The 13,224-nt window shown below is 40.8% G+C and carries 9 protein-coding genes; all 9 read left to right on the plus strand.

Features of this window, described 5'->3' with window-relative positions; all coding sequences use genetic code 11:
• Window positions 1-32 precede the first annotated feature (32 nt).
• Window positions 33-1,247: an aspartate kinase gene (dapG, locus tag NST73_RS08635; protein WP_342462535.1), complete on the plus strand. Its 1,215-nt coding sequence runs from the start codon at window positions 33-35 to the stop codon at window positions 1,245-1,247.
• 30 nt (window positions 1,248-1,277) lie between these two features.
• Window positions 1,278-2,144, plus strand: a complete 867-nt coding sequence (gene dapA / locus NST73_RS08640) for a 4-hydroxy-tetrahydrodipicolinate synthase (RefSeq protein WP_008344717.1) — start codon at window positions 1,278-1,280, stop codon at window positions 2,142-2,144.
• A 171-nt stretch (window positions 2,145-2,315) separates the two neighbouring features.
• On the plus strand, window positions 2,316-3,983 hold the full coding sequence (gene rnjB, locus NST73_RS08645; protein ID WP_008344715.1) for a ribonuclease J2: 1,668 nt from the start codon (window positions 2,316-2,318) through the stop codon (window positions 3,981-3,983).
• Window positions 3,984-4,104: 121 nt separating this feature from the next.
• Entirely contained in the window at window positions 4,105-4,833 is a 729-nt protein-coding gene (locus NST73_RS08650; protein WP_008344713.1) for a ClpP family protease, read from the plus strand.
• The gene (locus NST73_RS08655) at window positions 4,830-5,066 is read left to right on the plus strand and encodes a YlzJ-like family protein (protein WP_008344712.1); all 237 of its coding nucleotides are present in this window, start codon (window positions 4,830-4,832) and stop codon (window positions 5,064-5,066) included. Before NST73_RS08650 ends, NST73_RS08655 begins: the two co-directional genes overlap by 4 nt.
• Window positions 5,067-5,176: 110 nt before the next feature.
• Window positions 5,177-7,552 (plus strand): DNA translocase FtsK, encoded by a 2,376-nt coding sequence (locus NST73_RS08660; RefSeq protein ID WP_178930159.1) that lies wholly within the window; start codon window positions 5,177-5,179, stop codon window positions 7,550-7,552.
• A 164-nt stretch (window positions 7,553-7,716) separates the two neighbouring features.
• Window positions 7,717-8,442, plus strand: coding sequence for a GntR family transcriptional regulator (locus NST73_RS08665; protein WP_008344706.1), 726 nt, complete (start codon window positions 7,717-7,719; stop codon window positions 8,440-8,442).
• Window positions 8,443-8,542: 100 nt separating this feature from the next.
• Entirely contained in the window at window positions 8,543-9,775 is a 1,233-nt protein-coding gene (locus tag NST73_RS08670; RefSeq protein ID WP_173408013.1) for an MFS transporter, read from the plus strand.
• A 319-nt stretch (window positions 9,776-10,094) separates the two neighbouring features.
• Window positions 10,095-13,211 carry an MMPL family transporter gene (locus tag NST73_RS08675; RefSeq protein ID WP_058337318.1) on the plus strand — a complete coding sequence of 1,039 codons (3,117 nt, stop codon included), beginning with the start codon at window positions 10,095-10,097 and terminating at the stop codon, window positions 13,209-13,211.
• Window positions 13,212-13,224 lie beyond the last annotated feature (13 nt).

The raw sequence follows: 13,224 nt of genomic DNA on the forward strand, positions 1-13,224 counted from the left end.
TGTTACGTCAGAATGAACTTGGAGTGAAAACAGTGAAAATAATTGTCCAAAAATTTGGCGGTACATCTGTCAAAGATGATCAAGGGAGAAAAAGGGCACTTGCACATATCTTATCTGCAAAAGAGAAAGGCTATAAATCGGTCGTTGTCGTGTCTGCCATGGGACGAAAAGGCGATCCTTATGCGACAGATACGCTGCTAGGTCTGCTTTACGGCAATGCGCAGCATATGACAAACCGAGAAAAAGATTTACTCGTGTCTTGCGGAGAAAATATTTCAGCTGTTGTTTTTTCAAGTATGCTGAATGAAAACGGGCTAAAGGCTGTAGCGATGACTGGATCACAGGCAGGCTTTGTGACAGATAAAGAACATACAAATGCGAAAATTATTGACATGAAGTGTGAACGTCTTGAGGCGGCACTTTCAGAGCATGATGTGGTTGTCGTTGCTGGATTCCAAGGCGCTGCAAAAAATGGAGACGTGACAACAATCGGACGAGGCGGCAGTGATACGTCAGCTGCTGCGTTAGGCGCTGCATTGCAGGCAGATTTCATCGATATTTTTACAGATGTAGAAGGGGTCATGACAGCAGATCCCCGTATCGTAGAAAATGCAAAACCACTGAGAGTCGTGACATACACAGAAATTTGTAACCTCGCATACCAAGGGGCAAAAGTCATTCACCCTAGAGCTGTTGAAATTGCCATGCAAGCAAAAGTACCAATGAGGGTCCGTTCAACATACTCTGATGATGAGGGCACACTCGTGACATCACACTACTCAGATAAAATGAGTCATGATGTGTACGACCGCCTGATTACGGGTATTGCACATGTCAATGATGTCACACAAATCAAAGTCCCAGCTAAAGAGGGACAGTACAGCGTACAAACAGAAGTCTTTAAAGCAATGGCAAATGCCCAAATCAGTGTCGATTTCTTCAACATTACACCGAGCGAAATCGTCTATACGGTGACAGGTGCAACGACTGAAAAAGCAACGGCGATCCTAAAAGATCTGGGCTATACGCCGATTGTCACGACAAACTGTGCAAAGGTATCAGCTGTTGGAGCAGGCATTATGGGTGTACCAGGTGTCACATCTAAAATTGTATCTGCACTATCTGAGCAAAATATTCCGATCTTACAGTCCGCTGACAGTCATACGACGATTTGGGTGTTAGTGAACGAAGAAAACATGAGAGCGGCTGTTAATGCCCTTCATGAAGTGTTTGAACTTTCAAGATAAATGTGATTGAATCATGATGAGGTGAAAAAAATGAATTTCGGAAATATCGCAACAGCTATGATTACACCTTTTGATAAAAAGGGCAACATTGATTTCCAAAAGCTATCAATTCTCATTGATTACTTGTTAAAAAACGGCAGTGACTCTTTAGTCGTTGCAGGGACAACAGGCGAATCGCCAACTTTATCGACTGAAGAAAAAGTCGCTCTTTTTCAGCAATCGGTGAAATTAGCAAATGGTCGTTGTAAAATCATTGCAGGAACAGGCAGTAATAACACAAATGCGTCTATTAAACTAACGAAAAAAGCAGAAGAAGCGGGCGTTGATGCAGTGATGCTTGTCGTACCTTACTACAACAAGCCATCACAGGAAGGCATGTATGCACACTTTAAAGCAATTGCCGAGTCTACATCTCTTCCTGTCATGCTTTACAATGTACCAGGAAGAACGGTTGCTTCATTAGCACCAGAAACAACGATTAAACTTGCGCAAATACCGAATATTGTCGCAATCAAAGAAGCAAGCGGTGATCTAGATGCCATGACAAAAATCATTGCAGAGACACCAGAAGATTTTGACGTTTATTCTGGTGACGACAGCCTAACGCTTCCTGCGGTTGCGGTTGGTGCAAAAGGAGTCGTCTCTGTGGCTTCTCATATCGTAGGCCTTGATATGCAGCAAATGCTAAAAAGCTACGCTTCAGGACAAACAGCAAACGCAGCATTGATCCATCAAAAGCTGGTGCCGATTATGAACCAGCTGTTCTCAGCGCCAAATCCAACGCCTGTCAAAACAGCTCTTCAGCTGAAAGGATTAGATGTCGGGTCTGTTCGACTCCCGCTTTTACCTTTATCAGAAGAAGAGAGACTGAATTTAAGCAGCGTATTAAACAGCTGATCAAAACAAAAAAATTCGTAAGCGGTCATTCTCAGATGTCCCTGAGTATGACCGTTTTTTATACATAAACACTTTCTTAAAATGTGACTTCATCTTGTTTTCTAAAATTAGATTCAGTTATAATAGCATTAAGCGATGATGGACGGGCTTGAGACTAGGAGGATAAGAATTTTGAAAAAGAAAAATACAGAGAACGTAAGAATTATTGCACTGGGAGGCGTTGGAGAAATCGGGAAAAACTTATATGTCATTGAGATTGATTCCGACATATATGTTGTAGATGCAGGACTCATGCATCCAGAAAACGAAATGCTAGGCATTGACGTGGTCATTCCTGATATCTCTTATTTAACAGAACGAGCTGATCGGGTGAAAGCAATTTTTCTTACCCACGGACATGATGAAGCAATCGGAGGCGTATTCCATTGCTTAAGCAAATTGTCTGTACCAGTTTACGGCACGAAGCTGACCCTTGCGTTACTTCGAGAAAAGTTAAAGCAATACGGATTCAATCAAAAAGCTGATTTGCGAGAGGTTCATGCAAAGTCAGTCATTACATTTGAAACAACAAAGGTATCATTCTTTAGAACGAATCACAGTATTCCTGATTCAGTCGGAATCAGCTTCAAAACATCTCTTGGTTCAATCGTATGCACAGGTGATTTTAAATTTGATCAAACCCCAGCGCTTAACCAAGCCTGTGACATCGGAGAGATTGCGAAAATTGGAAACAATGGCGTTTTAGCACTTCTTTCAGACAGTGCAAATGCTGAAAAACCAGGCTATACACCTTCTGAGGCGCTCGTCCAAGACGAAATCTCAAATGCGATGTACAATGCTGAAAATCGTGTGATTGTCGCTGTATCTTCATCAAATATTAACCGTGTACAGCAAATCATTAATGCCACAAACCAAAATGGCCGTAAGCTTGCAGTAGCAGGGAAAAATATGATGACAACGCTTCAGCTTGCGATCAAACTTGGTTATGTGACAGCAGACGAAGAATTATTTGTTCCAGTCCAAGAAGTGAAAAAAATGGCGAAAAACAGTGTGGTCATTCTCACAGCAGGAAGCCACGGTGAGCCTCTCGCTGCTTTAACAAAAATGGCGAAACAAAATCACAAACAGCTTCATATTGAAAAAGATGACACGGTTGTGATTGCGTCTACACCTCTTCCAGGACAAGAACTCACCTATTCAAAAACGGTAGATTTCCTTACAAGAAGCGGAGCACAAGTGATTTTTGCTCAAAAACGTGTGCATGTATCTGGACATGGCTGTCAAGAAGAGTTAAAGCTCATGCTGAACTTACTGAAGCCAAAGTATTTAATTCCAGTAAACGGCGAATATCGCATGCAAAAAGCACATTCTCGTATTGCTGAAGAAGTGGGCATGAAACGAAGCGACATTTTCTTAATTGATAAAGGGGATGTTGTGGAATTTAGAGGTCAAAACGTCAAAATCGGTGAAAAAGTACATCAAGGGAACATTTTGATCGACGGTCTTGGTGTTGGTGATATTGGGAATATTGTCTTACGTGATAGACGCCTATTGTCTCAAGATGGCATCTTAATTGTGGTCATTACGCTCGATAAACAAAAGAAACAATTAATTTCTGGACCTGAGATCATCACAAGAGGATTTGTTTATGTAAGAGAATCCGAAGAGCTGATTGTGAAAGCAACAGAAATGGTCAAAGGGATTGTGAAAGAGCAAACGGAAAACTCAATTGTTGAATGGTCAACACTGAAACAATCCATGCGCGATGTACTAAATCAATTCCTATATGAAAAAACAAAACGTAAGCCAATGATCATTCCAATTATTATGGAAGTGTGATGAGAAAAGTCCAAAGAGCACAAGCTCTTTGGGCTTTTTTGATGTGACATGATGAATGCGGATGGAATGTGACGATCTTGTTCATAATAGGAGGAGAGTTTTTAGGAAAGGATGGAGACAAATGGACGAACAGAATGAACAGCAGCCTGAGCGAAAACCAGAAGAAAAAGATAGCATTATGAGCAAAATACAACAGCTTGGTGAAACAGCCGTCCCGCAGTTATCACAAGATACAAACATACATTGCCTGACTATTATTGGACAAATTGAAGGGCACATGCAGCTGCCGCCACAAAATAAAACAACCAAATACGAACATGTCATTCCACAAATCGTAGCAGTTGAACAAAACCCAAAAATTGAAGGGCTTCTAATCATTTTAAATACAGTGGGCGGCGATGTAGAAGCAGGACTAGCCATTGCAGAAATGCTCGCTTCTTTATCCAAACCGACTGTATCCATTGTGCTTGGCGGCGGCCACTCTATTGGGGTCCCAATCGCCGTATCGTGTGATTATTCATACATTGCCGAAACAGCAACGATGACCATTCACCCTGTACGCTTAACCGGTCTAGTCATCGGTGTTCCGCAAACCTTTGAATACTTAGATAAAATGCAGGAAAGAGTCATAAATTTTGTCACGAGTCACTCAAACATTACAGAAGAAAAATTTAAAGAGCTTATGTTCTCTAAAGGCAATCTAACAAGAGACATTGGGACAAATGTCGTTGGCCATGAGGCGGCGGAATACGGGCTGATGCATGAAGTCGGCGGCGTTGGACAAGCGATTAAAAAGCTGAACGAGCTTATTGGAGAACGGGCTGCACAAAACGAGGGGCTGATCCAATGATTTTATATACACCTATGCCTTATGAAGCCATTTACGCTGAGGAACAAGGAGAACGCAAACTCCAGCAGGTAAACATTCAGGGCGTGCCAGTGATGGTTGAAATGAAAGAAGATGAAGCGGAAATCGTTCAAGTAATGAGTACGAATCCAATGGACTTTTTGAATCAGGAGCTTGCACCAGGTAAGCGATTGAAGTTACATTTAGGCACCAATCAAACCGACTCATATGAATGATTCTATGCTATAATAAAGGGAAAACTTACAACAAGATGCAGCCAAAACCAGGCTGCTTTCTTTCTGATCTTTTCGTAGGTTATATTTTCTTTTGTAGTAAGGTGATGAGTATGGCGAAAAAGAGAAAACGTAAAACAAGAAAAAAACAAAATAAACAGCTAAAACTGAAATATGAACTAAATGGGTTAGTCTGTATTGCCATAGCGATCATTGCCATTTTACAGCTAGGTGTAGTTGGACAAACCTTTGTACATCTATTCCGATTCTTTGCAGGTGAATGGTTTATTCTCTGCCTTATCGGATTATTTCTTTTTGGTGTGACGATCTTTTGGAAAAAACAAATTCCTGATTTACTGACAAGAAGAAAAGCAGGTTTATACTGCATCATTGCGAGCATCTTGCTTTTGTCCCATGTGAAGCTTTTTCAGCATCTTTCAGCTGCAGGCGTGATAGGTTCTCAAAGTGTGATCAGAAATACGTTTGAGTTATTTTTAATGGATATGAAAGGTGAGACAGGTTCGCCCGATTTAGGGGGCGGTATGATCGGTGCCGTATTATTTGCGGCCTCCTATTTCTTGTTTGCACAAGCAGGGTCGCAAATCATGGCCATTGTGCTAATGCTGATCGGCATTGTTCTGATCACAAACCGGTCACTGCAAGAAATGGTCAAAAAAGTGACGCTGCCTGTATCACAATTTTTGGTGAAGCAGTGGAAAGCATTTATTGAAGATATGAAAGGCATAAGGCAGGCGAAAAAGAATGCACCTGCGCAGAGAACAAGTGAAAAGAAAAAACGTTCACGCATACAAGAAGAGGCCGAAGAAGATCATGATCATATCTTGATCGAGGAAGAAGAGCAAGCTTCTGACAATCGTCAGCCGATCATCTCAAGTTTTGCTGATCGAGATGACATGCTCACACCGCCGGTTCAAAAAGATCAGCCGGTCAATGAGCCAGATCCTCTTCAAGAAACTGTACAAGGCACTCCGTCTCATGATACAGGGGATGAACCAAAAGAAGCTCCGCCTATGACGTTTACGGAGCTTGAAAACAAGGATTATGAGCTGCCATCGCTTGATATTTTAGCTGAGCCGCAGCATTCAGGTCAGCAAACAGATAAGAAGAATATTTATGAAAATGCAAGAAAGCTTGAAAAGACCTTCCAAAGCTTTGGTGTAAAAGCAAAAGTGACACAAGTTCATTTAGGGCCGGCCGTCACAAAATATGAAGTATACCCTGATGTCGGCGTGAAGGTAAGTAAGATCGTCAACTTGAGTGATGATTTAGCCCTTGCATTAGCAGCAAAAGACATTCGAATTGAGGCGCCGATTCCTGGTAAATCCGCCATCGGAATTGAAGTTCCCAACGCAGAAATTGCGATGGTTTCTTTAAAAGAGGTTTTAGAATCGAAACAAAATGACCGCCCAAATGCCAAGCTACTCATCGGACTGGGCCGAAATATTTCTGGTGAAGCTGTGCTGGCTGAAATGAACAAAATGCCGCATTTACTTGTGGCTGGCTCGACAGGAAGCGGAAAAAGCGTATGTATCAATGGCATTATCACAAGTATTCTCATGAGAGCAAAACCTCATGAAGTAAAGATGATGATGATTGACCCGAAAATGGTTGAATTAAATGTTTATAACGGCATCCCGCATCTGTTGGCTCCAGTTGTAACCGATCCTAAAAAAGCCTCACAGGCACTTAAAAAAGTGGTTAGTGAAATGGAGCGCCGTTATGAATTGTTTTCTCATACGGGCACAAGAAATATTGAAGGGTACAATGATTACATTAAACGAATGAATCAATCAGAAGAGGCGAAGCAGCCAGAACTCCCTTATATTGTCGTCATTGTAGACGAGCTTGCTGATTTAATGATGGTTGCTTCCTCTGATGTGGAAGATTCCATTACAAGGCTTTCTCAAATGGCACGTGCTGCAGGAATTCATTTAATTATCGCCACACAGAGACCTTCGGTTGATGTCATTACTGGTGTCATTAAAGCCAATATTCCATCTCGTATTGCATTTAGCGTATCGTCACAAACCGATTCAAGGACCATTCTTGATATGGGAGGCGCAGAAAAATTGCTGGGCAGAGGGGATATGTTGTTCTTACCGGTCGGTGCGAACAAACCAGTTCGTGTACAAGGCGCCTTTTTATCAGATGAAGAAGTGGAACATGTCGTTGATCATGTCATCACACAGCAAAAAGCACAATATCAAGAAGAAATGATCCCAAGTGAAGAAACGCAAGATCAGCTTGGGGCTGTGGACGACGACTTATATGATGAAGCAGTTGAACTGATCATTGGTATGCAGACGGCCTCTGTTTCTATGCTACAAAGGAGGTTCCGCATCGGTTATACTCGTGCTGCACGTCTTATTGACGCAATGGAAGAGCGCGGGGTTGTCGGACCATATGAAGGAAGTAAACCGAGAGAAGTCCTCCTTTCAAAAGAACAACATGACGAGCTCTCTTCATAATTCGAAGAGAGCTTTCCTAACACAAAGTTAACGATATATTGATTATGTTAACTGGATGTCAGACTATTTATTTATTTGCAAAAACGTGATATAGTTATGTTCATCTTATCTCGGAATAGAGATTTCTCATCTTATCATTTGCATTGATTAGACGGAGGGAAAACATGTCGACCAAAACAGACAATCGCCATTTATATTTGAAAGTGATTGACCGTATTAAAGAAGATATTCAAACAGGCGTATATGCCGAAAAAGAAAAGCTGCCTTCTGAATTTGAGCTCTCAAAGCTTTTAGGTGTGAGCAGAGCGACCCTTCGTGAAGCCCTTCGTATATTAGAAGAAGAGAAATATTTAATAAGAAGGCATGGTGTGGGGACTTTCGTCAACTCAAGACCGCTTTTTTCTACTGGCATTGAACAGCTGACAAGTGTTACAAAAATGATTGAACAGGTCAATATGACGCCAGGTACCATTTTTTTGTCCTCACAAGAAGGGGAGCCGACGGAGAATGATGTCATTCGTTTTCAGTGTGATGAATCCGAGAAGGTTTTTTCAATGGAACGCGTTCGAACAGCAGATGGACAGCCAGTCGTCTATTGTTTAGATAAAATTCCGGTTAAACATCTTCCCGCTTCTTTTACTCACGAGGAAGAGTCGCTTTTTGAGCTGTTTGGCAGAGAACCGCACAGCGGAATTAAATATGCAGTGGCAGACATCGAACCGATTGGTTATCACGATCAGGTTTCACCGATATTAGAATGTGACCCAGAAACAGCGTTACTATTACTGAAACAAATGCACTATGATCAAGATGATCAGCCGGTCTTATACTCGCTCAATTATTTTCGAGCGGATAAATTCAGTTTCCATGTCATACGTAAACGATTTTAACAAAGCAGTCGCTTCCATAGGCGGTTGCTTTTTGTTTGTCTATACATAAAACCCGTGAAACGTGCCACACTAATACGTAACAGTATATAGAATTGGGTGAATGATGTTGGGCGAGAAAACAGTCAGTAAAAAGAATATTATTGCATTATCATCAGTGCCTCTAATCATGACGCTTGGGAACTCGATGCTAATACCCGTATTACCAGAGATAGAAAAGAAACTCTCAATCACTTCCTTTCAAGTGTCACTCATTATTACGGTATACTCCGTTGTGGCGATTTTGTGTATTCCGATTGCCGGTTATTTATCTGACCGAATTGGGCGGAAAAAGGTACTTTTACCGTGTCTTTTAATCGCAGGGCTTGGAGGAGCTGTTGCAGCTGTGGCCTCAACCATCATGAAAGAACCGTACATGTGGATTCTATTTGGCAGGGTCCTTCAAGGTGTTGGTTCAGCTGGAGCGGCACCTGTCGTCATGCCGTTTATTGGCGATTTGTTTCACGATGATGAAGAGGTAAGTGCGGGACTTGGAGCAATCGAAACCTCTAACACAGCTGGAAAGGTACTCAGTCCTATTATTGGGGCACTTCTCGCTTCTTGGTTTTGGTTTGTGCCGTTTTGGTTCATTCCATTCTTTTCAATCATCAGTTTTGTGATGGTTCTGTTTATGGTTGAATCCGCAAAGAAAGAGGAAGATCCGCCTACATTTAAAGAGTTTTTAAAAGCAACAAAGACGATTTTTAAACATGAGGGACGCTGGCTTTATGCCATTTTTGCTATTGGCGGTTTTATTATGTTTCTTCTTTTTGGCGTGCTCTTTTATTTATCAGATAACCTAGAGGCAGCGTATCAAATAACGGGTGTCAAAAAAGGCTTGCTGCTAAGTATCCCGCTCCTTTTCTTATCAATCAGCTCGTATATTGCGGGGAAAACAATCGGGAAAGAAAAGGGGAAAATGAGGATATTTCTCATCGTTGGTATGGCTCTTTTATCACTTTCGTATATATTTTTATGGTGGAATCACAGTTTTTACGTGTTGTTTGTCTGCTTAAGTATTGGCGGCGTAGGAATTGGCATTGTGCTTCCAGCACTTGATGCGTTGATAACAGAAGGGATTGAAAAAGAGCAGTGCGGAACCATTACGTCATTTTATAGCAGTATGCGTTTTATCGGTGTTGCTTTAGGACCTCCAATTTACGCATTTCTTATGGATAAAGGAGACGCCATCGTTTTTATTCTATCGACCATATGTAGTCTCATTTCATTATTTTTGGTCCTCTTTTTCATCCAGCCAGATGAAAAGGATGAAAGTGAACAATTGAAAACGGTTTAAACATAGAAAAAAGACGGTATTTTGCCATCTTTTTTCTTTTTTATAAATTGACATGTAAAATTTTGATAGTTAAACTAATGTATAGTAATATCTTTTAAATTATCCCAAATAGGAGGTGTTCAAAAACATTCATTTTCTGTCTTTGTTTTAAGGCAGAAATTGAGCTCGTGGCTGATGATGGATATGCGTTTCTTCAACACGAAAGGACAATTGAATAGGTCATCCTGCCATTAGCACGTTGAAGGAGACGAAGTCAGCACTTCAGACACGCTCAAAAACAGCAAATTGATTGATGAACTAGAAGGAGCTTGAAGCAGCTATGTTGCAAATAATTAAAGCAAGATGGATTGTATTAATGGTGTGGATGATAACAGCTGTGATTCTGTTTATTACTGCGCCCGATTTAGAGGAATTAACAAGAGAAAAAGGGCAGTTAAAGGTTCCAGAGGGGACACCAACAGCTGAGGCACTTCACTTATTGGATAAGCTTTCAGATCATAATGGGAAAAAAGATACTGGTGTGATTGTATTCTCCGAACAACATTTGTTCCCTGCCAAAGAGCAGGAATTAAAAAAGGCTTTAGCTGCACTCATGACACATGCCCCAGAACTCCACATTGACGGAATTACTTCGTATTTTCATGTAGATCGTGACATTCAAAAACAACTTTTATCAAAGGATAAAAGTACACTTCTTGTTCCATTCAAATTCGACCACTACGAAACAAAAGCTGTGAAGGTTAAAGAACGAATTGAGGAAGTTTTAAAGCCCTACAACGTCTCATATGAAATGACAGGTCAAAAATTTGTGGACTCAGATGTCATTAAAAGCTCTCAACAAGGTCTGAAGAAAACTGAACTTATCACGATGATTTTTATTTTCTTTATTTTAATAATTGTATTCAGATCGATACTGGCACCTGTTGTTCCGCTTATTACGATTGGCATTTCTTATGCTGTCAGCCGGTGTATTGTGGCTTTTCTCGTAGAATATACACCATTTCCTCTGTCTAATTTCACTCAGATTTTTATGGTAGCCATTATGTTCGGTATAGGAACGGATTATTGTATATTACTTTTAAGCCGTTTTAAAGAGGAGATTGGTCAGGGGCGTGATGTCAAAGAATCGATTATCATCACGTATCAATGTGCAGGGAAAACAGTCTTTTTCAGCGGCTTAGCTGTGTTAGTCGGCTTCTCAAGTATTGGTTTTGCAAAATTCCAATTGTACCAATCAGCCGTCAGCGTTGCCGTAGGCGTTGGCATCCTGCTCATTGCACTTGTCACAATCGTTCCCTTTTTTATGTCGGTTTTCGGAAAATCCCTTTTTTGGCCGTCTAAAAGAGAAAACATTCGTCATCCACAAAGTAAGATTTGGGAATGGGCTGGGCGCTTTTCATTTAAAAGACCGCTCATCAGCTTAGGTGTAGTTGCACTCATCACTGTTCCTCCGATTCTGATGTATGACGGCACTCTTTCTTATAATAGTTTAAATGAGATTGGGACAAAGTATGAGTCAGTGTCTGCATTTAATACGATATCTGAGCAATTTGGCTTTGGTGAAGCGCTGCCGCTGAATGTGCTTGTCGAAAGTGACAATGAGCTCGATAATCAAGAAAAGATTGTCATGATTGAAAAACTGACCCGTAAGTTAAATGACATTGAGGAAGTGAAAGCGGTTCGCAGTGTCACTCGCCCAGTTGGAGACGGGTTAAGTCAGCTCTACGTTACCTCTCAAGCGAAAGAGCTGGGAGGAGAGCTTGGGAAAGGTCACGAGGGCATCGGGAAAATTACAGATGGCTTGACCGAAACAAACTTAGCACTTCTCAAACAAAAACCAAAAATTGAAGAATCCGCTAAAGGGATTGATCAATTGATTGATGGGACAAAAGCCATCAAAGGCGGTATCGGAGAAGTGAGGAAATCACTCATTTCTTTAGAGGATGGTGTGAGGCGCAGTAAAGAAGGCGTAGGAACCATTCGCACTGAAATCAAACAAGCGAAAAAAGAATTAGAGCAAGAATACCGCAGAAGTGAAACCATGATTCAAGATCTTGAACGAGTCGTAAGCACACTGGAAGGTCACGCAACATCAAATGAGCAACTGATGACAACGATTAAAAAAGTGAAACAATCCTATGAAAACGTATCATTTGAAGGGCTTGAAAACCGGCTCCCAGAAATCAAAGACATGAATGAATATAAAGAAATCAAAAAAGTATTCAAAGACACAAAAGGAATGCTCGATCAAGCTGGAGAGCAAATGAGTGTCTATGAAGAGGAAGCATCTGCCTTTAAACAAAAGATCAAGAAAGCAGATCAAGTCATTCAAACGTTCTCAAGCAAGCAAAAAGAAATCAAACAACAAGTAAAGGCGCTGATGACAGGTCTAGATCAAATTTATGATGGTCTTGATGAAACGAATAAAGGCCAAAAACAGCTCATCAAAGAAATGCCTAAAATTGAAGATGGCGCAGATCAGCTGACAGATGGCCAAAAAGCCGTGAAAAAAGGGTTTAACCAGCTATCATCTAAACTATCACTATTAACAGATGGATTAGATGAAAGTATTTCCGGACTTGAGCAAGTAAAAAGCGGCTTCACCGAGGCAGACAGCTACTTAAAACAGCTTCAGGAAGCACCAGATGAAGAAGTAACGGGCTGGTTTATACCAGAAGAAGTATTGAAACGCCATGAGTTTAAGAAAATATTTAATACGTATATGTCCCCAGATCGTAAATTAACAACCTTTGAAGTGATTTTAAATGTAAATCCATACAGCAATGAAGCAATGAAAGGTGTAGCAAAAATCGAAGAAACCCTTGATCAATATTTACCTGTAAGTGGTTTGAAAAATGCCAATTACGGTGTATCTGGTATCTCCAGTTTAAATGTTGACTTAAAAGAAACGTCAGACGGTGACTTTATCAGAACGGTTATTTTCATGTTAATTGGTATCTTTATTATTTTAGTTTTATTACTAAGGTCAATCGTCATGCCGATATACTTAACACTTTCACTCATATTAACGTATTTTACATCCATTGGCTTAACAGAATGGATTTTCAAAACATTCTTTGGCTACGATGGTGTCAGCTGGGCTGTTCCATTTTTCAGCTTTGTTATCCTTGTGACCCTTGGCATTGATTATTCGATCTTCCTGATGGATCGCTTTAATGAATGGAAGGGAGAGCATGTTCAAGCATCCATGATATCAGCGATGAGAAATATGGGGTCCGTCATTATTTCAGCAGTTGCTATTTTAGCGGGTACTTTTGCTGCGATGCTGCCATCGGGTGTATTATCATTAGTTGAAATTGCAACGGTCGTACTCATTGGACTTTTATTATATGCTTTTGTTGTTCTACCACTCTTTATCCCGGTCATGGTTCGCATCTTTGGAAAATGGAATTGGTGGCCGTTTAGAATGAAATAACAACATGCGTCTC

The organism is Bacillus sp. FSL W7-1034 (genome assembly GCF_038593365.1).
GTDB lineage: Bacteria > Bacillota > Bacilli > Bacillales > Bacillaceae > Bacillus > Bacillus altitudinis.

Coding starts and splice junctions, on each gene's coding strand:
- dapA (WP_008344717.1), top strand. CDS start 1,278: ATGAATTTCGGAAATATCGCAACAGCTATGATTACACCTTTTGATAAA.
- NST73_RS08650 (WP_008344713.1), top strand. CDS start 4,105: ATGGACGAACAGAATGAACAGCAGCCTGAGCGAAAACCAGAAGAAAAA.
- NST73_RS08655 (WP_008344712.1), top strand. CDS start 4,830: ATGATTTTATATACACCTATGCCTTATGAAGCCATTTACGCTGAGGAA.
- NST73_RS08660 (WP_178930159.1), top strand. CDS start 5,177: ATGGCGAAAAAGAGAAAACGTAAAACAAGAAAAAAACAAAATAAACAG.
- NST73_RS08665 (WP_008344706.1), top strand. CDS start 7,717: ATGTCGACCAAAACAGACAATCGCCATTTATATTTGAAAGTGATTGAC.
- NST73_RS08670 (WP_173408013.1), top strand. CDS start 8,543: ATGATGTTGGGCGAGAAAACAGTCAGTAAAAAGAATATTATTGCATTA.
- NST73_RS08675 (WP_058337318.1), top strand. CDS start 10,095: ATGTTGCAAATAATTAAAGCAAGATGGATTGTATTAATGGTGTGGATG.